This window comes from Hymenobacter sp. BT559 (assembly GCF_016427535.1).
GTDB lineage: Bacteria > Bacteroidota > Bacteroidia > Cytophagales > Hymenobacteraceae > Hymenobacter.
In genome coordinates this window covers 412,196-432,141 of record NZ_JAELXV010000003.1, presented here as the reverse complement: position 1 = coordinate 432,141, position 19,946 = coordinate 412,196, and the positions used below count along the sequence as shown (strand labels likewise).

Genomic DNA, 19,946 nt, shown 5'->3' with positions numbered 1-19,946 from the left:
ATTGACCGTTAAAAAGTTGCGTTCACGCCCACTTGCCAGCTGCGTGGCTGGGGCGGCGTACCTAGGTCGATGCCCTGCTGGTTGGCGTCGCTGCTCGATGCCGATTCGGGGTCGAGGCCAGTGTATTTGGTGAGCAATACCAGGTTAGTGCCCTGCGCGTAGAGGCGCACCGTGCCGCCGAGCAGGTGCCGGGTCACGCTTTCGGGCAGCGTGTAGCCGAGACTCACGTTGCGCAGCCGGATGAACGAGCCGTCTTCAAGCCAGCGGCTACCGCCGTCGAGGTAATTGTTCACGTTGATGCCGTCGGCTTTGGGCACGTCGGTCACGTCGCCGGGCTTTTGCCAGCGGGCTAGGTTGCTGGCGAAAATCACCCGGGCCTCGTCGCGGGCCCCGCCGCCCTCGCCGAAGAAGCGGTTGTGGTTGTACACCTTGTTGCCAGACTGAAACGAGACTAGCACGCTGGCATCAAAGCCTTTGTAGGTAAGTGTATTGGTCAGGCCGCCGAAGAATTTGGGCCAGATGCTACCCACAATCTGCCGGTCGGCGGCCGTGATTTTGCCGTCCTTGTTCACGTCGTCGTACACCGCATTGCCGGTCTGCGGGTCCACGTAGAGCTGTTTGTAGACCCAGAACGAGTAGAGCGGCGTGCCCTGCTGCTGCAAAATCAGGTTGCGGCTGCCAAATTGAATGGGTGTGGCCAGCTTCTCGATGTTGTTGACGTTGCTGGCAATGTTGAAGCTGGTCGTCCAGTTCAGCCCGCCCGCGCTACGCAGGTTCACGGTGTTCAGGGCAAATTCCAGCCCTTTGTTACTGATTTCAACCGCGTTGCTCCAATAGGAGCTGAAGCCTGTAGTGGCCGGCTCGGTCAGCTGAATCAGCCCGTTCTTCGTGTACTTGTAGTAGGCGTTGAATTCCAGCGTAATGCGGTTGTCGAGAAAGCCCAGGTCGAGACCCACGTTGGCTTGGCTGGTTTGCTCCCATTTTAGGTTTTCATTGCCCAGCTGTTGGGGCGCGATGCCCGCGACGCCTAGGTAGTTGGCGCCACCGCTCCACAGCCCACGCGCCGCAAAGTTGCCGATGCCGTTCTGGTTGCCCGTCAGGCCGTAGCTAGCGCGCAGCTTCAGGTCGCTCAGCCAACGCGCATCTTGCAGAAACTTCTCCTGCTTCACCCGCCAGGCGGCTCCCACGCTCGGAAAATACCCCCACTGATTGGCCGCCCCAAAGCGCGAGGAGCCATCAGCTCGAAAGCTGACATTCAACAAGTAGCGGTCGTCAAAATTGTAGTCAACGCGCCCGAAGAACGAGGCCAGTCGGTAGCCCGTCCAGTTCTCGGTGCTACTCGTGACCGAGGCCGCCGAAATCTCCCGGAAGGAGTTGTTGGGGAAGCCTGTGCCCTGCGCAAACGTGCGGTGGTAGGTATCGGCCTGCAAGCCTTGGCCCACCACCACGCCCACGCGGTGCTTGCCCCACTGCTGCCGGTAAGTCAGCGTATTCTCATTGAGCAGGGAGGTGTACTGCGCATTGCTCGACGTGGCCAGCCCACCCACGCCCGCCCCCGCAATGAGCAGCGTATTCCAGTACTCTTTCTCGTCGTAGCTGTTAAAATCTACCCCTAGGCTGGTCCGAAACTTCAGGTTTGGCAAAAGCTGCACATCGCCATACAGGTTGCCAATGTAGCGCAGACTAGTCGAGTTAACATCATAGTTATCAATGAGGAGCTGCACATTATCGAAGCTGGCGCGACTCACCAGCCGCCCGCTTTCGTCGTAGGGCGAGAGCAGCGTGGGGGTGTGCAAGGCAGCCTGTAAGAGGCCGCCGGCCGGGCCGTCGCCAGCGCGACCCTCGTTGCGGTAGGTGCGTGTAAAGGTGTTACTCACCCCGATTTGCACCTTGTCCGACAATTTCTGGTCGAGGTTCAGCTTGAAGTTGGCGCGCTGAAAATCAATAGGTCGCAAGATGGATTCCTGCTTGGTGTAGCCGCCGCCTAGGTAGTAGCGGCTCGCCGCATTGCCACCCGCTACCGACACATCATAGTTCTGCAAGCGCGCCGTGCGGAACACTTGCCCTAGGCGGTCGAAAGTTGGCTGCTCCTCGGGTAGCCCGCGTCCGCCTTCTGACATCGGGCGGTAGGGCCGAGTGGCCGCATTGCCATTGGTATTCAGCCAGTACTCGTTTACTAGGGTGGCGTGCTCGGGGCCAGTGGCCAAGTCCCACAATTTGGCTGCCTTGGCCCAGCCCTGCGACACGTCCACGCTTACCTTCGGCTTTTGGTTGAAGTTGCCGCGCTTGGTCGTCACTAGGATAACGCCATTAGCTCCACGGGCGCCGTACAGCGCCGTCGCATCAGCATCTTTAAGCACTTCAATGCTTTCAATATCAGATGGATTGAGGTCGGCAATGGGCGACGTCGCTTTGCCCCCAGTGCTGATGGTTTGCAGGCTGTTATTATTAATGAACACGCCATCTACCACGTAGAGTGGGGTATTCGAGCCGTTGATAGTGGTGGCGCCGCGCACCCGCACGTTCACCGCCTGGCCGGGCACGCCAGAATTTGACGATATCTGCACGCCCGGCACCTTGCCTTGCAATTGCGCGTCGAAGCTGCCTACGGGCAGGGTCTTGGTATCGCTCGGGTCAACCTTGGCAATGGCGCCAATTAGGTTTTTGCGCTGCTGGGTGCCGTAGCCCACTACCACTACTTCGTTGAGTTGGCCTTGCGTGGGCACCAGCCGCACCGTTAGGCCACCCGCGCGCCGGGCCTTGACTTCCTGCGTTTTATAGCCCACATAGGAGATGAGCAGTATCGCGTCTTCGGGCACGCCAGCCAGCGAGAAGTTACCCTGGTCGTCGGTGGCGGTACCAGCAGCACTGCCTTTCAGGCGCACCGTTACGCCGGGCAGGCCAGCCCCGTTTTCATCGAGCACTTTGCCGCTAAACGGCTCGTCGGCCAACAGCAGCGGCAGCACAGTTGCCCCATGGGCTGCTTGCGTCGCAGTCGGCAGCCCCAGCGCAAGCAGGAGCATGGGTAATGGAAATTTCATAAAAAGTCAGGAAGCCTGATAGCAAAAACGGGGGAGCGCTGGCTGCGGCAGCAGAATAAGCGACGGGGCTAGGCGCAGAGCCGTCGGGGGCAGCAAGTAGCCTACCGCTAGGCTACAGCAACCACTAAAAGGTTTTTGCAAACCAATAGTAGCGCGATTAATGAAAGGCTTATGCCACGAAATCCTGATGAGGAGCGCCGCTGGGCTGCCGACCACCTAGGTCGGCGGCAATCCTATTTTGCAGGTAAAACACAGCCGCTTTGGTTAGCGCGTAAGTGCGCCCTAGGTCACTGGCGAGACCTCGCTAAACGCTACTGCCCAAGAAGGTAGCAAGCAGCATCTAGCCCTATATGCTGTAAACCCACAAGAGAGAATTACCCGCGCCAGCCATAATGGCAGCCAAAGCTGTGCCTAGCAAGTAATTAACCCTGCCTGGCAGAAAAGCCCATGCTGCGGTATTCCGACGCTATTTCGTGTCCATGGCTGCGGCCAATGCTCGGCAACAACAGCACTGCGCAGCAGTACCGATGGCGGAGGAGGCGAGGAGGCAGCGGAAGTGGAACACGATGTTTGTTTTTATAATAGCCAGGCACCTTGCGTTGGCCTTCAGTTGGCACCGTTCCAGCGGGTGGCTGGGGGTTGCCGGCGGTTCATCGAGTCTGTCTCTCCGCGCCTCGGTATAAAAACGTTCCTTCTGAAGAAGGAGTGAATGGGCCAAAGGTAAAAGAACGAAAAGCAGAATTACAATTAATTTTTTGTTTCCTCCAGGCTAAGCAAAAGCAATGAACACCGTAATAAGCTATGATTATGAGTTGTATAGCAAAAAATAACTTATTGCATCAGTACTAGCATTGGGGCAATGTAACCAATAGCAGCGTGATAGGCCTGTGCATTCTGCTACCACTCTAGTAGCAAGTTTGGACTACGGACCTTTTACCACCGAGGTAACAGCAGCAAAGCAGCACTGTCAGCCTAAACAAACATTTGTTTGTGTTTATTTGTAACTGCAAAGAGTATACTGCTCCCACAGTCTGCTCCTTCCCTACCCCTCTCCCACCCACTAGCAGCGCTTCCCATGCTGTTCAACCCTGCCATCGAGCGCCTGCCGCTGCCTAAGTTGCGCGCCCTGCAAAACGCCCGGCTCAAGGAACAGGTGGCGTATGTGTACGACCGGGTGCCATTTTATCGGCAGAAGTTTGACGCACTGGGCGTGCACCCAAGCACCTTTCGCGGGTTGAAGGACCTAGGCAAGCTAGGCTTTACTAAGAAGACAGATTTCCGAGATAACTATCCCTTCGGCCTCTTCGCAGTGCCCGAAAATGAAGTAGCGCGGCTGCACTGCTCCAGCGGTACCACGGGCAAGGCCACGGTAGTCGGCTACACGGCCCACGACCTAGAGATTTTCGCCGAAGTAGTGGCGCGCTCGCTGGCCGCTGCTGGCTGCCGGCCCGGCATGAAGCTCCAAAATGCCTATGGCTACGGCCTCTTCACGGGCGGCCTAGGTGTTCACTACGGCGCCGAGAAGCTGGGGCTAACGGTCATCCCAGTATCGGGAGGTAGCACCGACCGTCAGTTGCAATTGCTCCAAGATTTTCGGCCCGAAATCATCTGCGCTACTCCCTCATATGCGCAGGTGCTAGCCGAAGAAATCAAGCGGCGTGGCATTAGCCCCGAGGCCATCAACCTACAATATGCCGTGCTGGGCGCCGAGCCCTGGACCGATACCATCCGCCAGCAGGTGGAGGCCGGTTTGCGCGTGAAGGCCACCAATATCTATGGCCTCAGCGAAATCATGGGCCCTGGCGTATCGCAGGAAGACGTGAACGAGCGCGGCACTGGCAGCTACGTCTGGGAAGACCATTTCTATCCCGAAATAGTGGACAAGCACACCGGCGAGCCGGTGGCCGAAGGTGAGCTGGGCGTGCTGGTATTCACAACCTTGACCAAGAAGGCCATGCCCATTCTGCGGTATTGGACCAACGACATCACGAACCTTACCTACGACCACTCCGAAAGCCGGACGCACGTGAAGATGGGCCCCATCCGTGGCCGGGCTGATGACATGCTCATTATTCGCGGGGTCAATTTCTTCCACACCCAGGTCGAGGATATCCTCAGCGGCCTACCCCAGGTGAGCCCGTATTACCAAGTAGTAGCCTCGCGCCGCGGCAGCATGGATGAGGTAGAAGTAAGCGTAGAAATCGCCGAAGACCTGATGCGCGACCTAGGTTTGGAAACCGTAACTGCCGACGCTATTGAGCAGCACGACTGCCTACGGGCGCTGCAAGGCTCGTTTGCTAAAAAGATTAAGGACAACATTGGGCTGAGCATGAAGGTAACGCTGCTTGGCTTCGGCACGCTGCCGCGCAGCGAGGGCGGCAAGCTCAACCGCGTGCGCGACTTGCGAGCGCTCGCCTAGTGTGCCTTACCCCAAAACAACAAATACAGCAATCAGAGAATGCCTCCTAAAACCGCCCCTAACCCCGCCTCGACGGCCACGCCGCCCGCCACGGGCACGGTGCGGCTAGTGAAAAAGCGCCGGCCCCAGCAGCGCCAGCTCATCCTGGATGAAGCCGCCCGACTCTTTAAGGAGCGCGGCTTCGGCAGCTCGTCGATGCGTGACCTAGGGGCGCGGGTGGGCCTCGACGCGGCCAGCATGTACAACCACATCAAGTCGAAGGACGAGATTCTGGAAATCATTTGCTTCCAGGTGTCGGACACCTACATCGCGCAACTCACCGAGGTAGAGCAGATGGAGGCGACTTACCTCGAAAAGATAACCGAGCTGCTGCGGCGGCACGTGCGCCTGATGACCAAGGACGGCGCCGCCGTATCGGTGGCCAACAACGAATGGAAGGCCCTGACCGAGCCGCGCCTGACCGAATTTAAGCAGGCCCGCAAGCGTTATGAGAAAGGCTTCGCGGCCTTGATTGAACAGGGCATTGCGGCGGGCGAATTGCAGGCCGTGAATGTATCGGTGGCCTTGTTTACGCTGCTCTCGGCGGTGCGCTGGGTCGAGTTGTGGTACCGGCCGGGGCGCAACTTATCAGCCGCCGACCTAGAGGCCGACCTCCTTACTATGCTCCTCGACGGGCTGAAAAAACCTACCGCATGAGCCGCTTTCACAAACTCAAAATCAAGCATATTGCCCGCGAAACGCCCGATTGCGTGCGCGTGACGCTCGACGTGCCCACCGACCTGCGCGAGGCGTTCCGCTTCACGCAGGGGCAGTACCTCACGTTTCGGCGCATCCACAACGGCGAGGAGTTGCGCCGCTCGTACTCCATTTGCAGCAGTCCGCTCGATAATGAGTGGCAGGTAGCCATCAAGAAAGTGCCGGAAGGTCGCTTTTCGTCGCTTGCCGTGGATGGCCTGAGTGCGGGCGAAGAACTCGACGTGATGCCCCCCGCCGGGCACTTCCACACCGCGTTGCACCCCACGCAAGCCAAGCATTACGTGGCGTTTGCGGCGGGTAGCGGCATCACGCCCATTTTTAGCATCGTGAAAACGGTGCTGCTGACCGAGCCGAATAGCCGCGTGACGCTAGTATATGGCAACCGCGGCCGCAACTCCATTATCTTCAAAGAAGCTCTAGAGGCGCTCAAAAACAAGTTCTTGCACCGCCTGAGCGTGTACCACATCCTAAGCCGCGAGCAGGGCGATGCCGACCTGCTATTCGGCCGCATCGATGAGCAGAAGGCCCGGCAGTTTCTTGAAAAAGTGGTGCCCGCCAGCCAAATTGACGAGTGCTTCTTGTGTGGCCCCGAAGACATGGTAAACGGCGTGCGCACCGCGCTGACCAGTGCAGGCGTAGCACCCGAGAAGATTCACTTCGAGCTATTTGGCTCAGCCAATGCAGGCAAACCCGGCGCGGCCAAAGCCAAGCTGCCACCCGTAGGCGAAGACGATAAAAAGAGCTTAGTAACGCTGAAGCTGGATGGCGGCGTTCGGCTGCTGGAAATGTCGTACTACGGCAATACCATCCTCGATGCAGCGCTGGAAAGCGGCATTGATGCCCCATATTCTTGCAAAAACGGCATGTGCAGCACCTGCCTTGCCCGCGTCATCGAAGGACGCGTAGAAATGGATGTGAACTACTCGCTTTCCGAAGCGGAGGTGGCCAAGGGCTACGTGCTCACCTGCCAGGCCAGGCCCGTGACGGAGCAAGTAACGGTAGATTTTGACCAATAATAATTTAATTAACTCATTCTTAAGCAGTATGGAAACGTTAGAGAAGCCCGCCCTCACGCAGGAAGAACAGTTCCAGGCCCGCATCGACGCCGACGTGCGCATCGAGCCCAAGGACTGGATGCCCGAGGCCTACCGCAAAACTCTGATTCGGCAAATTTCGCAGCATGCGCACTCCGAGCTGGTGGGGATGCTTCCCGAAGGAAACTGGATAACCCGTGCCCCGTCGCTCAAGCGCAAGTCCATTCTGCTCTCGAAGGTGCAGGACGAAGCCGGCCACGGCCTCTACCTCTACAGCGCCGCAGAAACCCTAGGTGCCAGCCGCGACCAGATGCTCGCCGACCTGCACTCGGGTAAGGCCAAGTACAGCAGCATCTTCAACTACCCCACCCTGAGCTGGGCCGATATGGGCTGCGTGGGGTGGCTGGTCGATGGCGCGGCCATTCTCAACCAGGTGCCGCTGTGCCGCACCAGCTACGGGCCGTATGCACGGGCCATGGTGCGAGTGTGTAAGGAAGAAAGCTTCCACCAGCGCCAGGGCTTCGAGGTGATGCAGACGCTTTGCGAAGGCGCGCCCGCCCAGAAGGAAATGGCCCAGGAAGCCCTCAACCGCTGGTGGTGGCCCACGCTGATGATGTTCGGCCCCAAAGACTCGGAGTCGCCCAACACCGAGCAGTCGATGAAGTGGCGCATCAAGCGATTTACCAACGACGAGCTGCGCCAGAAATTCGTGGACATGATGGTGCCTCAGGCTGAGTTTCTAGGTCTTACCGTGCCCGACCCAGCTCTCAAGTGGAACGAGGAGCGCAAAGCTTATGACTTCGGTGAGGTGAACTGGGAGGAGTTTTGGCAAGTGGTGAAAGGTAACGGCCTTTGCAACGCCGACCGCCTGCAAGCCCGCGTGCAGGCGCACGAAGAGGGCGCCTGGGTGCGTGAGGCAGCCTTAGCGCACGCCGCGAAGCGCAAGGCGCGCGAGGGGGTAGGGGCTTAACGCGTAACCCCACCCCCGCCCCCCTGGCCCCTACCCCCTCCGGGAGAGGGGAGCCGACCGCAAGTAGACGTTGTTAGATGGTATTCAGTCGTCAGGCTCCCCTCTCCCGGAGGGGGTAGGGGCCAGGGGGCCGGGGGTGGGGTCTCAAGGTTGTTAAGGCAAAAGAAGTTATACAAACTACCTATATGAACCAAGCCGAATGGCCTCTTTGGGAGGTCTTTATCCGCAACAAGCAGGGCCTCGACCACAAGCACGTCGGTAGCCTGCACGCCGCCGATGCCACCATGGCCATCCAAAACGCGCGTGACGTGTACACGCGCCGCCTCGAAGGTGTGAGCATTTGGGTGGTCGAGTCCACGCACATCCACGCCTCCAACCCCGACGATGCCGAAGCCTTCTTCGACCCGGCGGCCGATAAAGTGTACCGGCACCCCACATTCTACGACGTGCCGGATTCCATTAAACACATGTAATGCTGCCACCTATGCAAGCTGCCCCTTCCGAATCTACTGCCCTGGCTACCTACTCCGCGGAGGTGCGGCAGCTGCTGTTTACCTACGTAGTGCAACTGGCTGATACCAGCCTCATCCTAGGCCACCGCCTGAGCGAGTGGTGCGGCCACGGCCCCATCCTGGAGCAGGACCTTGCGATGGCCAACATCGCCCTCGACCTGCTGGGCGAAACCCGCAGCCTCTACCAATACGCCGCCGAGCTCGAAGGCAAAGGCCGCACCGAAGACGACCTAGCCTACCTGCGCTCGGCCGTGGAGTACCGCCACCCGCTGCTAGTCGAGCAGCCCAACGGCGACTTTGCGCACACCATCGTGCGGCAATTTTTATTCGATAACTTCCACTATCCCTTTTTACAACAGCTCAAAAGCAGCCCCGACGAGCGCCTAGCCGGCATTGCCGAAAAAGCCGTGAAGGAAGCCGCCTACCACCTCAAGTGGAGCTCGGAATGGATAATCCGCCTCGGTGACGGCACGCTCGAAAGCCGGCAGCGCGTTGAAAAAGCTATCGCCAGCTTGTGGCGCTACGCCGCCGAGCTGACCACGCCCACCGCCACCGAAAAGGCCTTGCAAGAAGCCGGCATTATCCCCGATTACGCTGCGTTGCAACCCGCCATGGTAGCCCACGTGGCCCGCGTGCTGGAAGAAGCCACCCTGCCTACCCCCCCGGCGACCACCTTTGGGCTGGCGGGCGGCAAGGAAGGGCGGCACAGCGAGCACCTCGGGTACATTCTCACCGAGCTGCAATACGTGCAGCGCGCCTACCCCGGCCTCACATGGTAGCCACCGCCCTCACCAAAGCCCGCATCTGGGAGCTGCTCGACGAGGTGCTCGACCCCGAAGTACCAGTGCTCAGCATTCTGGACCTAGGCATCGTGCGCGGCGTGCAAGTGGCTGGCGAGCAAGTGACGGTGCACATCACGCCCACCTACTCGGGTTGCCCGGCTATGAACACCATCGCCACCGACATCCGCCTGCGGCTGCTGGCTGAAGGCATCACGCAAGTCACGATTCACAACCAGCTCAGCCCAGCCTGGACCACCGACTGGATGACCCCCTCCGGCCGCGAAAAGCTGGAAGCCTACGGTATCGCGCCGCCCGTAGATGGCACGGCGACGGGGCATATGCTTAATCTTTTTGGGCAGGACACGGCCGTGCGCTGCCCCAATTGCAAGTCCGATAACACGCGCTTGGTCAGTCAGTTCGGTTCTACGGCCTGCAAGGCGTCTTACCAGTGCAACGACTGCCACGAGCCCTTCGATTACTTCAAGTGCCACTAGCCCAGCGGCTCCCCACTATTCTTCTTCATGTCCGATTCCCAGCCCCTGCTCTTCTCCCTCGCCGACGGCGTCGCTACGCTGACCTTCAACCGGCCCGCCGTTTTCAATAGCGTCAACCGCGAAGTGGCCCTAGGCCTCCAGCAGCACTTGCGCGAGTGCCAGGCCGATACCAGCGTGCGGGCCGTGGTGCTAACGGGCACGGGCAAAGCCTTTTGCGCCGGGCAAGACCTAGCCGAAATAACCGGCCCCAACGCCCCCGACGTGGCCGAAATCGTGGAGAAGCTGTACAACCCCATCGTGCTGCTCATCCGCGAACTCGACAAGCCCGTGATAGCCGCCGTGAATGGCGTAGCTGCCGGTGCCGGGGCCAACCTAGCCCTGGCTTGCGACATTGTAGTGGCCAAAGAATCGGCTTCATTTATTCAGGCGTTCAGCAAGATAGGCCTAGTGCCCGATAGCGGCGGCACGTACTTCCTACCCCGCCTTGTGGGCATGCAGCGCGCCAGCGCCCTCATGCTGCTCGGCGACAAAGTGAGCGCTGCCGACGCCGTACAAATGGGCATGATTTACAAGAGCTTCCCCGACGAAACCTTCGACCAGGAAGTAGCCGCGCTGGCGCGCAAGCTGGCCGCCATGCCCACTAAAGGCCTGGCCTACACCAAGCACTTGCTAAACAGCACCTTCGGCAATGACGTGGCCCAGCAGCTACGCGCCGAGGGCGACTACCAGCTGCGCGCCGGCCACACCGCCGACTACCGCGAGGGCGTGGCGGCGTTCATGGAAAAGCGCCAACCCACCTTCACCGGGATGTAGTTCGGACTTTGTAGTCCGAACGCGAGCGCAGCTCGCATCCGCGCCTGAGAACGTCAGGAAAATCTGCCCTAACGGGAATGCGAGCTACGCTCGCGCTCGGACTATAAAGTCCAAGCTACACTGAATTCAACCATGCAACAGATAACCATCGGCATCATCGGCAGTGGCGCAATGGGCGCGGGCATCGCGCAAGTGGTAGCCACCGCCGGCCACCCTGTGCGCCTACTCGACCAGGATGCGGCAGCTCTCGAAAAAGCTATTTCCAACATTGCCGCCAGCCTGCGCCGGCTGGCCGAGAAAGGCAAGCTGACCACTGAAGCCGTCGAAGCGGCCGTAGCCCGCCTGCACCCCACCGAAACGATGGCCGACTTTGCCGATTGCGGCCTAGTTATCGAGGCCATCGTGGAGGACCTAGGCGTGAAGCAGCAGGTTTTTAGGGGGGTAGAAGCCATTGTGTCGGCCGAATGCTGGCTGGCGAGCAATACGTCCTCGCTCTCCATCACGGCAATTGCAGCGGCCTGCCAGCGGCCCGAGCGGTTCGTGGGCATCCACTTCTTCAACCCGGCCCCGCTGATGCAGTTGGTTGAAGTCGTCCCGGCGGTGCAAACCCGCGCCGGGCTGGCCGAGGAGGTAACGGCGTTAGTAGCCAGCTGGGGCAAGCGCCCGGTGCTGGCCCAAGACACGCCTGGCTTCATTGTGAACCGTGTGGCGCGGCCGTTTTACGGCGAGGCCATCCGCATTTTGGAGGAAGGCATCGCCGACATTGCTACCATCGACTGGGCCCTGACTGACCTAGGTGGCTTCCGCATGGGGCCATTCGCGCTGATGGACTTCATTGGCCACGATGTGAACTACCGGGTCACCGAATCGGTGTTTACGGCCTTCTTCTACGACCCCCGCTACCGGCCCTCCTTCACCCAAAAGCGGCTTTTCGAGGCTGGCTACCTAGGGCGCAAGACCGGGCGCGGCTTCTACGACTACGCGCCGGGCGCGGTGCCACCAGCGCCTAATAAAGACGAGAGCTTGGGTCACACCATCTTGCACCGAGTACTGGCCATGCTCATTAATGAAGCCGCCGACGCACTGTACCTGCGCGTGGCCTCCGCCCCCGACCTAGAGCTGGCCATGACCACCGGCGTCAATTACCCCAAGGGTCTACTGGCCTGGGCCGACGAGCTAGGCCCACTACAAGTACTCGCCACCCTCGACGAGCTCTACGCCGAGTACCACGACGACCGCTATCGCGCTAGCGCGCTGCTCCGCCGCTTGGGGCGCAATCACCAATTTTTCCTGTCGAATGAACCCGCTGCCATCCGCCAATAATCATCCGGCCGAAGCCGTGAAAGAGCTGATGCTGCGGCAAGACACCTTCAGCCAATTACTAGGGTTGGAGGTCGAGGAAGTTGGCCCAGGCTACTGCCGTCTGCACTTCGTGGTGCGGCCCGATATGCTCAATGGCTTCGGCTCGCTGCACGGCGGCGCCACGTTTTCGGCGGCCGATACGGCATTTGCCTTCGCCTGCAACAGCCACGGTCGCCAGAGCGTGGGCCTCACCGTGACCGTCGATTACCTCGAAGCTGGCAAGCTCGGCGACGTGCTCACGGTGGAAGCCCGCGAGGAAAGCCTCAAGCACAAAGTCGGCGTGTACCAGGTGCGCGTTGTTAACCAGAAAGGGGTAGTGCTGGCCTTGTTTAAGGGCACGGCCTATCGCACTAGCAACGAGATTTTGGTTGAACCCGCTTGCTAACGTCTGTCATGCAGCGCATAGCGAAGCATCTCGCGTGCAGCAGTAAATCCTCACGCTAGCAATGAAGCGAGTGAGATACTTCACTACGCGCTGCATGACAACATCAATTTATTACTCTTCCCCCATGACTCCCACCCTCGAAAACTATACCCTAGGCCGCTGGGCCGCCGGCGCCGCCGACCCACACGAGCTACTCGATGCTAGCACTGGCGAGGTCATCGCCCTGGCCAACACCGAAGGCTTCGACTTTGCCGAAATCCTGGCTTACGGCCGCCGCGTGGGCAACCCTGCGCTGCGCCGCCTGACCTTCCACGAGCGCGGGCGCATGCTCAAGGCGCTGGCCTTCCACTTGCAGGAAAAGAAGGAGCTTTTTTACGAGTTGAGCTACCGCTCGGGCGCCACGCGGGCTGACTCGTGGATTGATATTGAAGGTGGTATCGGTAATTTATTTGCCAATGCCTCGCTGCGGCGCAAGTTTCCCGACAAGCCGTTTTACGTGGAGGGCGAGCCGGTGAGCCTCAGCAAGGGCGGCACCTTTATGGCACAGCATCTGCTGGTGCCTAAGGAAGGCGTGGCCGTGCACATCAACGCCTACAACTTCCCCATTTGGGGCATGTTGGAGAAAATCGCGGTGAACCTACTGGCCGGCATGCCCGCCGTGGTGAAGCCCGCCGTACCCAGCGCCTACCTCACTGAGGCCGTGGTGCGCGAGATTATCGCCAGCGGCATTCTGCCTGAGGGCGCGTTGCAGCTGGTGGTGGGCTCGGGCCAGGGCATCCTCGACCACGTCACGTACCAGGATGTGGTGACCTTCACCGGCTCCGCCGCGACCGGCGCCAAGCTGCGGGCGCACCCGCGCATCATCAGCGAGGCGGTGCCGTTTACGCTAGAAGCCGACTCGCTCAACGCTGCTGTGCTTGGGCCGGATGCTGTGCCCGGCACGCCGGAGTTTGACCTGTTTATCAAGGAAGTGCGCAAGGAGATGACGGCGAAGTGCGGGCAGAAATGCACCGCCATCCGCCGCGCCATCGTGCCCGACAATCTGCTCGAAGACGTCCAAATTGCCCTAGGTAAGGCGTTGGCCCAAACCACCATTGGCCACCCACAAGCCGAGGGCGTGCGCATGGGAGCCCTAGCTGGCCGGGCTCAAGCAGAGCGCCTGCGCGAGCAAGTGCGGCAGTTGGCGAAAAACACGCCCATCGTATACGGTGACCTCGACCGCGTAGAAATCCTAGGTAAGGAGCGCGGGGCCGACGCGGCCAAAGGCGCCTTCATTTCGCCCATCGTGCTGCGCAACGACCAGCCGTTCAAGTACCTCGACTCGCACGAGCTGGAAGCCTTCGGCCCGGTCGTGACCTTGATGCCCTACCACGACCTAGGCGAGGCCGTGCAGCTGGCTAACCTCGGCAAGGGCTCGCTGGTGTGTTCGCTGGCCACCAACGACCCGCGCACGGCGCAAGAGTTTGTGCTGGGCGCAGCCACGCACCACGGTCGTATCCTAGTCATTAACAATGATATGGCTAAAGAAAGCACCGGCCACGGCTCGCCCATGCCGCAGCTGGTGCACGGCGGCCCCGGCCGCGCCGGCGGTGGGCAAGAGATGGGTGGCATCCGCGGGGTCGAGCACTTTATGCAGCGCGTGGCTCTACAAGGCTCGCCGAGCATGATTACGGCCATTACAGAAGTGTATCAGCCCAAGGCCAAGCAGATGGAGAAGGACAAGCACCCATTTCAGCACTATTTTGAGGAGCTGGAAATTGGGCAGACGTACACCACGCACAAGCACACCGTCACGGAGGCCGACATCACGAATTTTGCCCAGGTGTCAGGCGATAATTTCTACGCTCACGTCGACGCTACCTCGCTGGAAGGCACGCTATTCACGGGCCGCGTGGCCCACGGTTACTATATTTTGAGCAAGGCGGCTGGCATGTTCGTAGACCCGCGCAAAGGACCGGTATTGCTCAACTATGGCCTCGATGAGTGCCGCTTCACCAAGCCTGTGTACCCCGGCACCACCATCGGCGTGACGTTGACCGTGAAGGAGAAAATCGGCCAGGAAAAGCGTGACGCGGAAGACGTGGCCAAAGGCATCGTTCGCTGGCTGGTGGAAGTGACCGACCAAACCGGCGACACCGTGGCCGTAGCCACGATTTTGACGATGGTGAAGAAGAAAAAGCAGGAATAAGCTAATGAATCTAGACTTAGAAACGATGGCTGTCGACAGCCGAGCGTCGTTCGCGCATTTCCTGAGCCTTTTACGCCAAGAGCTTGACTCTACCCCTGAACTATGGAGCAATAATTCGTTGCCTGCTTTTCTGGAAGCAATAGAATCTTACGCTTTGGATATAGACGGTTTCTATCTCAACACCAATCAAGTAGTCGATGCAAATGTGCCTAGTTGGCAAAACTTCGCGAATATCTTGCGTGGGGCACGGATGTATGAGTAGCATTAAGATTATCTAAATTGTTATGACGGACACCCTCACTGCTGGCCACGTTTCGGCCACTACCGATGCCCTAGGCATTGCTACCATCTCCTTTTTTCACCCCGCGCACAACTCGCTGCCCGGCCAACTCCTGCGTGAGCTAGCCGCCACTATCACGGCCGTGGGCCAAGCCGACACTACCAAAGTCATCGTTCTCAAGAGCGAGGGCGAGCGCACGTTTTGCGCCGGCGCTAGCTTTGATGAGCTGGTGGCTATCGCAGATGAGGCGCAGGGCCAGCAGTTTTTCTCAGGCTTTGCGCAGGTGATAAACGCTTGCCGCACCTGCCCCAAGGTCATTGTGGGCCGGGTGCAGGGCAAAGCTATTGGCGGCGGCGTGGGCGTGGCGGCGGCTACTGATTATTGCTTTGCCACGACGCAAGCAGCTGTGAAGCTCAGCGAGTTGGTAATAGGCATCGGGCCGTTTGTGGTGGGGCCGGTAGTAGAGCTGAAAATCGGCCGGGCGGCCTTTGCGCAGTTGGCGTTGGATGCTGGTGAGTTTCGCCCGGCGGCTTGGGCACAGGCGCGCGGGCTGTATGCCGAAGTGCTCGAAACTACGGCGGACCTAGACGCGGCCGTGCAGGCGTTTGCCGAGAAGCTGGCAGGCTACAGCCCGGAGGCCTTGGCCGCCATGAAGCAGGTGATTTGGGAAGGCACCGAGCACTGGGACCGCCTGCTGAGCGCGCGCGCCGCCATTAGCGGGCGGCTGGTGCTGTCCGATTTCACCCGGCAGGCTGTTGCGAAGTTTAAAGCGGCCACTGGCGCGAAGGCGTAGCGCTAGTGTTGGTAGCAAAACCTTAACCTAGGGGTGCGCTGAGAGTGCCAGATATTTGTGGATAAGTGCAACTCAGGGCTTGTGCATAGTGCGCAAGTCCTGAGTTATTTTCAGCCTTCTCCTATGAAGTATCTCGTTGCCCGCGTGACAGTTGCCCTTGGGCTACTGGTCGCTGGCTCGGCGGCGGCCCAGCGGCCGACCAACGACCCCAAAGCCTCCTCCATCCTACTGCCCAATGGCTGGAGCCTGACGCCGGCCGGCACCTCGCTGCCCTTAGGCGACCTGCCGCTCAATATGCAGCTTGCCCCTGGCGGCCGGCTGCTGGCCGTCACCAACAACGGCCAGAGTACCCAAAAGGTGCAACTCATCGACCCCACTACCGAAAAGCTGCTCGATGAAAAGGCCATTGCCAAGTCGTGGTACGGGCTGGCCTGGAGCCCGGCCGCCGACCGCCTCTACGTGGGGGGCGGCAACGACAATATTATTCTAGCTTATCCGGTGGCAAAGCAGAAGTTCGGCCAGCCCGACACGCTGCGTCTAGGTAAGCCCTGGCCCACCAAAATCAGCCCCGTAGGGTTGGCTGTGGATGCGGCCCAGCAACGCCTCTACACCGTGACCAAGGAGGACAACGCGCTGTACGTGCTCGACCTCAAAACCAAGCGCACCCTGAGCCGGCTCGACCTAGGGCACGAGGCCTACGGCTGCCTGCTCGCGCCCGATGGCCGCACGCTTTACATCACGCTGTGGGGCGGGCAGGAACTGCTAGCCTATGACATTGCTAGTAGCCGCATCACCCGGCGCCTGGCCACCGAGAGCCACCCCAACGAGCTGATTCAGACCCGCAATGGGCGCTACGTGTTCGTGGCCAATGCCAACGACAACTCAGTATCGGTGGTGGACACGAAGAGCTGGCGCGTGCTCGAAACCATCTCAACCGCCCTCTACCCTACCAAGCTCACCGGCTCGACCACCAACGGCTTGGCCCTGAGCTCCGACGAGAAAACCCTGTACATCGCCAACGCCGACAACAATTGCCTGGCCGTGTTCGACGTGGCCGTGCCGGGCAAGAGCGCTGCCAAGGGCTTTATCCCGACGGGCTGGTACCCGACCTGCGTGCGCACCCTAGGTAAGAAAATCCTGGTGGCTAACGGCAAGGGCTTCTCCTCCTTGCCCAACCCGCGCGGGCCGCAGCCGTTGGCCAAAAACGACCACAGCGGCCACCACACCGGCAATACGCTGGCCGACGGGCCGGTGGAGTACATCGGTGGGCTGTTTAAGGGTACGCTCTCGTTTATTACCGCGCCCAGCGTGGCCCAGCTAGCCGCCTACTCGCGGCAGGTGTATGCCAACACGCCTTTCACCAAAACCTCGGAGAAAGAGGCCCTAGGGGAGGCCAGCAACCCCATTCCGCGCCGCAAGGGCGAGGTCTCGCCCATCAAGTACGTTTTCTACGTCATCAAGGAAAACCGCACTTACGACCAGATACTTGGCGACATGCCCGAGGGCAACGGCGACTCGGTGCTCTGCATTTTTCCGCGCAAAGTGACGCCCAACCACCACGCGCTGGCCAGCGAGTTTGTGCTGCTCGATAACTTTTATGTGAATGCCGAGGTGAGCGCCGACGGCCACAACTGGAGCACCGCCGCCTACGCTACCGACTACGTGGAGAAAACCTGGCCCATCAGCTACGGCGGGCGCGGCGGCACCTACGACTACGAGGGCAGCCGCCTAGTGGCCTACCCGCGCGATGGCTTTTTGTGGGACTACTGCCAGCGCGCCGGCCTGCGCTACCGCACCTACGGCGAGTTTGCCGCCGACGGCAAAACCGACCTCAAGTCTTTGCGCGGGCACGTGTGCCCTAGGTCGCCGGGCTTTGACATGGACACCAAAGACGTGGACCGCATCCGCATTTGGGCCCAAGACTTCGACTCGCTGCTGACCCGCGGGGCAGTGCCGCAGCTCAGCACCATCCGCATCAGCAACGACCACACCAGCGGCCAGAAGTTGGGCAAAATCTCTCCCACCGCCGCCGTAGCCGACAATGACCTGGCCCTAGGTCAGCTGGTAGAGCATATTTCGCACAGTGCCATCTGGAAGGAGTCAGTAATTTTCGTGGTCGAAGACGACGCCCAAAACGGCCCCGACCACGTGGACGCCCACCGCTCGCCGGCCTTCGTTATCAGCCCCTATACCCGGCGCGGCTCCGTCAACCACACGCTCTACACCACGGCCGGCGTGCTGCGCACCCTCGAGCTGGTGCTGGGTTTGCCGCCCATGAGCCAGTACGATGCGGCGGCCAAGCCGCTATTCGGCTGCTTTCAGGCCACGCCTACCCTCACGCCCTATCAGGCCAAAGCCGCCCAAGTGGGCCTCGACACTCGCAACACAGCCTGGAACCGCAGCGCCGAGCGCTCATCGCACTTCAACCTCGCCAAAGAGGACGCCACCCCCGACCTCGACCTGACCGAAGTAGTTTGGAAAGCCATTAAGGGCGAAGACGCCGTAGTGCCGGCACCTAGGCGCGGAGCCTTCCTGCGCGCCGCCCCCAAGCACGACGATGACGACGACTAGGCGCACCTAGCTGTAGCTCGTACTTTATAGTACGAGCTACTTTTTAAACGAGTAGCTTTCAGCTTACTTACGCTTAGGTTTGGAGTTGGCACTAAGCAACCCAACTGTAAGCTGATGAGTGGCCCGCCCCTGCTCGGCTAGCGAGCGGCCAGTTGGTAGGTGAGCGACGCCTGTAGCGTCTGGTGTAGCATACGACCTGGATAATTGGTGTAAAAGACAGCAAGGTTTTTATCTGGAGTGCGAGTACTAGACACTAGCCCTTGAAAGCCACGCACGCTCACGCCAAAGCCCGCGGGCAGGTCTACGCCCACCCCCACGCACGGCCCTACATCGAAGCGCCGGTAACGATTCGTAATGTTCTGGTCAACTTCCTGATAAACTAATCCAGACCAACCGTTATATATATCGGTGCCCTTTTCGCTGCCGCTCACCAGTAGGCTGATTTGCGGGCCAGCTTCCACATACACTGGCCCAAGTTTGACGCGCATCAAAAGTGGCATATTAATGTAATTCAGGCTAAGCGCGTAATCGCCCCGATACCCGGCATCGGCAACGTTGGAGCGAAAGGCGTGCAGACCCGAATTTTCGTGGCTAAACTGGACTTCCGGCACCACCGCAAAATACTTACCTAGCTTAACTTGGTAGTAGGCCCCAGCTTGATAGCCCAGCTTGCTGTCGGTGGTAGCTGCTACTGTCTGGCCGATAGAAGGGTCGGAATCTTTGGTGGTGAAGTGCGTGAGGGTGCCGCCCGCCCGCAGGCCAAACTGGGCGTGGGCCAGTGGACTGAGTAAGAGACCACTGCCTAGTAAAAACAGGAATCGTTGCATGAGGAAAAGGTAGAGATGCAAGTAGATGAGCCACCTGCGCTTCATTTAGTTGCACACCGCCTTATTCCTTTCCAACCACGCAAACTGGCTAGCACACTGAAGGCCACCAACACAAAGAAGGGTCAGGCCGTGCGGCCTGACCCTTCTTTAGTAACGCCTTACGACGCACTACGCGACCTAGGCGGCGTTGGTGGTCGTGGTAAGGCTCACCTCAATGTTGCCTTTAGTGGCGCGCGAGTAGGGGCAGATGCCGTGGGCAGCTGCTACCAGCGACTCAGCCTGGGCCTGCTCGAAGCCGGGCAGGTTCACGTGCAGGTCGGCCGAGATGCCGTAGCCGCCGTCTTCAGCCTGGCCAAAGCCGATGAAGGCTTCTACCGATACATTTTCGAGCTTCACCTTGGCTTGGCGAGCGGCCACACCCAGCGCGCCCTCAAAGCAAGCGGCGTAGCCAGCGGCGAACAGCTGCTCTGGGTTAGTAGCGCCGGCTTTGCCGGGGCCGCCCATTTCCTTGGGCGTGCTCAAGTTGAGGTCAAGCACTTGGTTGTCAGAAGTAACATGGCCGTCGCGGCCACCGATGGCCTTAGCCTGCGCGGTAAATACCTTGTTGATTTTCATGGGGTTATTTTATGAAAGTGACTTAGAAAGAAGCAGCGCAATTTTAAGCTTAGCAAAAGCTACTAGGGCAGAAGTCAATCAGAGGATTTTTAGCCCATCTATAG

The 19,946-nt window shown here is 59.8% G+C and carries 17 protein-coding genes and 1 riboswitch; of the genes, 14 read left to right on the top strand and 3 right to left on the bottom strand.

Annotated features, from left to right (window positions below; all coding sequences use genetic code 11):
- Positions 1-8: 8 nt before the first annotated feature.
- Positions 9-3,041 carry a SusC/RagA family TonB-linked outer membrane protein gene (locus tag JAO77_RS12600; RefSeq protein ID WP_235998399.1) on the bottom strand — a complete coding sequence of 1,011 codons (3,033 nt, stop codon included), beginning with the start codon at positions 3,039-3,041 and terminating at the stop codon, positions 9-11.
- Positions 3,042-3,614: 573 nt separating this feature from the next.
- A riboswitch (SAM riboswitch) is annotated at positions 3,615-3,727 on the bottom strand.
- A gap of 389 nt (positions 3,728-4,116) precedes the next feature.
- Here JAO77_RS12600 and JAO77_RS12595 point away from each other — a divergent pair.
- The 14 genes from JAO77_RS12595 to JAO77_RS12530 all read left to right on the top strand — a co-directional run bounded on the left by JAO77_RS12595 (position 4,117) and on the right by JAO77_RS12530 (position 18,400).
- Complete coding sequence (locus JAO77_RS12595; protein WP_198990726.1) at positions 4,117-5,460, top strand: AMP-binding protein; 1,344 nt, start codon at positions 4,117-4,119, stop codon at positions 5,458-5,460.
- A gap of 39 nt (positions 5,461-5,499) precedes the next feature.
- On the top strand, positions 5,500-6,156 hold the full coding sequence (locus JAO77_RS12590) for a TetR/AcrR family transcriptional regulator (protein ID WP_198990725.1): 657 nt from the start codon (positions 5,500-5,502) through the stop codon (positions 6,154-6,156).
- Complete coding sequence (gene paaE, locus JAO77_RS12585; protein ID WP_198990724.1) at positions 6,153-7,232, top strand: 1,2-phenylacetyl-CoA epoxidase subunit PaaE; 1,080 nt, start codon at positions 6,153-6,155, stop codon at positions 7,230-7,232. The genes JAO77_RS12590 and paaE overlap by 4 nt, the downstream gene beginning before the upstream one ends.
- Before the next feature lie 28 nt (positions 7,233-7,260).
- On the top strand, positions 7,261-8,220 hold the full coding sequence (gene paaA / locus JAO77_RS12580; protein ID WP_198990723.1) for a 1,2-phenylacetyl-CoA epoxidase subunit PaaA: 960 nt from the start codon (positions 7,261-7,263) through the stop codon (positions 8,218-8,220).
- A gap of 185 nt (positions 8,221-8,405) precedes the next feature.
- Positions 8,406-8,693 carry a 1,2-phenylacetyl-CoA epoxidase subunit PaaB gene (gene paaB, locus JAO77_RS12575; RefSeq protein WP_198990722.1) on the top strand — a complete coding sequence of 96 codons (288 nt, stop codon included), beginning with the start codon at positions 8,406-8,408 and terminating at the stop codon, positions 8,691-8,693.
- An 11-nt stretch (positions 8,694-8,704) separates the two neighbouring features.
- Positions 8,705-9,511 (top strand): 1,2-phenylacetyl-CoA epoxidase subunit PaaC, encoded by an 807-nt coding sequence (gene paaC / locus JAO77_RS12570; RefSeq protein WP_198990721.1) that lies wholly within the window; start codon positions 8,705-8,707, stop codon positions 9,509-9,511.
- On the top strand, positions 9,505-10,008 hold the full coding sequence (gene paaD, locus JAO77_RS12565) for a 1,2-phenylacetyl-CoA epoxidase subunit PaaD (protein ID WP_198990720.1): 504 nt from the start codon (positions 9,505-9,507) through the stop codon (positions 10,006-10,008). The genes paaC and paaD overlap by 7 nt, the downstream gene beginning before the upstream one ends.
- Positions 10,009-10,035: 27 nt before the next feature.
- Positions 10,036-10,821: an enoyl-CoA hydratase-related protein gene (locus tag JAO77_RS12560; protein ID WP_198990719.1), complete on the top strand. Its 786-nt coding sequence runs from the start codon at positions 10,036-10,038 to the stop codon at positions 10,819-10,821.
- A gap of 132 nt (positions 10,822-10,953) precedes the next feature.
- Positions 10,954-12,144, top strand: coding sequence for a 3-hydroxyacyl-CoA dehydrogenase NAD-binding domain-containing protein (locus JAO77_RS12555; protein ID WP_198990718.1), 1,191 nt, complete (start codon positions 10,954-10,956; stop codon positions 12,142-12,144).
- Entirely contained in the window at positions 12,119-12,568 is a 450-nt protein-coding gene (paaI, locus tag JAO77_RS12550) for a hydroxyphenylacetyl-CoA thioesterase PaaI (RefSeq protein ID WP_198990717.1), read from the top strand. Before JAO77_RS12555 ends, paaI begins: the two co-directional genes overlap by 26 nt.
- A gap of 124 nt (positions 12,569-12,692) precedes the next feature.
- Entirely contained in the window at positions 12,693-14,756 is a 2,064-nt protein-coding gene (gene paaZ / locus JAO77_RS12545) for a phenylacetic acid degradation bifunctional protein PaaZ (protein ID WP_198990716.1), read from the top strand.
- 4 nt (positions 14,757-14,760) lie between these two features.
- Positions 14,761-15,018 (top strand): DUF7660 family protein, encoded by a 258-nt coding sequence (locus tag JAO77_RS12540; protein ID WP_198990715.1) that lies wholly within the window; start codon positions 14,761-14,763, stop codon positions 15,016-15,018.
- Between the two features lie 22 nt (positions 15,019-15,040).
- The gene (locus tag JAO77_RS12535) at positions 15,041-15,829 is read left to right on the top strand and encodes an enoyl-CoA hydratase/isomerase family protein (protein ID WP_213019384.1); all 789 of its coding nucleotides are present in this window, start codon (positions 15,041-15,043) and stop codon (positions 15,827-15,829) included.
- A gap of 123 nt (positions 15,830-15,952) precedes the next feature.
- Positions 15,953-18,400, top strand: a complete 2,448-nt coding sequence (locus JAO77_RS12530; RefSeq protein WP_198990714.1) for a bifunctional YncE family protein/alkaline phosphatase family protein — start codon at positions 15,953-15,955, stop codon at positions 18,398-18,400.
- Positions 18,401-18,537: 137 nt separating this feature from the next.
- Here the strand turns inward: JAO77_RS12530 and JAO77_RS12525 are convergent, their stop codons facing one another.
- Complete coding sequence (locus JAO77_RS12525; protein WP_198990713.1) at positions 18,538-19,227, bottom strand: porin family protein; 690 nt, start codon at positions 19,225-19,227, stop codon at positions 18,538-18,540.
- Positions 19,228-19,404: 177 nt separating this feature from the next.
- Complete coding sequence (locus tag JAO77_RS12520) at positions 19,405-19,842, bottom strand: organic hydroperoxide resistance protein (RefSeq protein ID WP_198990712.1); 438 nt, start codon at positions 19,840-19,842, stop codon at positions 19,405-19,407.
- Positions 19,843-19,946: the final 104 nt, after the last annotated feature.

Coding starts and splice junctions, on each gene's coding strand:
- JAO77_RS12600 (WP_235998399.1), bottom strand. CDS start 3,041: ATGAAATTTCCATTACCCATGCTCCTGCTTGCGCTGGGGCTGCCGACT.
- JAO77_RS12535 (WP_213019384.1), top strand. CDS start 15,041: ATGACGGACACCCTCACTGCTGGCCACGTTTCGGCCACTACCGATGCC.
- paaA (WP_198990723.1), top strand. CDS start 7,261: ATGGAAACGTTAGAGAAGCCCGCCCTCACGCAGGAAGAACAGTTCCAG.
- paaC (WP_198990721.1), top strand. CDS start 8,705: ATGCAAGCTGCCCCTTCCGAATCTACTGCCCTGGCTACCTACTCCGCG.
- JAO77_RS12595 (WP_198990726.1), top strand. CDS start 4,117: ATGCTGTTCAACCCTGCCATCGAGCGCCTGCCGCTGCCTAAGTTGCGC.
- JAO77_RS12525 (WP_198990713.1), bottom strand. CDS start 19,227: ATGCAACGATTCCTGTTTTTACTAGGCAGTGGTCTCTTACTCAGTCCA.
- JAO77_RS12520 (WP_198990712.1), bottom strand. CDS start 19,842: ATGAAAATCAACAAGGTATTTACCGCGCAGGCTAAGGCCATCGGTGGC.
- paaZ (WP_198990716.1), top strand. CDS start 12,693: ATGACTCCCACCCTCGAAAACTATACCCTAGGCCGCTGGGCCGCCGGC.
- JAO77_RS12540 (WP_198990715.1), top strand. CDS start 14,761: ATGAATCTAGACTTAGAAACGATGGCTGTCGACAGCCGAGCGTCGTTC.
- paaB (WP_198990722.1), top strand. CDS start 8,406: ATGAACCAAGCCGAATGGCCTCTTTGGGAGGTCTTTATCCGCAACAAG.
- JAO77_RS12560 (WP_198990719.1), top strand. CDS start 10,036: ATGTCCGATTCCCAGCCCCTGCTCTTCTCCCTCGCCGACGGCGTCGCT.
- paaD (WP_198990720.1), top strand. CDS start 9,505: ATGGTAGCCACCGCCCTCACCAAAGCCCGCATCTGGGAGCTGCTCGAC.
- JAO77_RS12555 (WP_198990718.1), top strand. CDS start 10,954: ATGCAACAGATAACCATCGGCATCATCGGCAGTGGCGCAATGGGCGCG.
- JAO77_RS12530 (WP_198990714.1), top strand. CDS start 15,953: ATGAAGTATCTCGTTGCCCGCGTGACAGTTGCCCTTGGGCTACTGGTC.
- paaI (WP_198990717.1), top strand. CDS start 12,119: ATGAACCCGCTGCCATCCGCCAATAATCATCCGGCCGAAGCCGTGAAA.
- JAO77_RS12590 (WP_198990725.1), top strand. CDS start 5,500: ATGCCTCCTAAAACCGCCCCTAACCCCGCCTCGACGGCCACGCCGCCC.
- paaE (WP_198990724.1), top strand. CDS start 6,153: ATGAGCCGCTTTCACAAACTCAAAATCAAGCATATTGCCCGCGAAACG.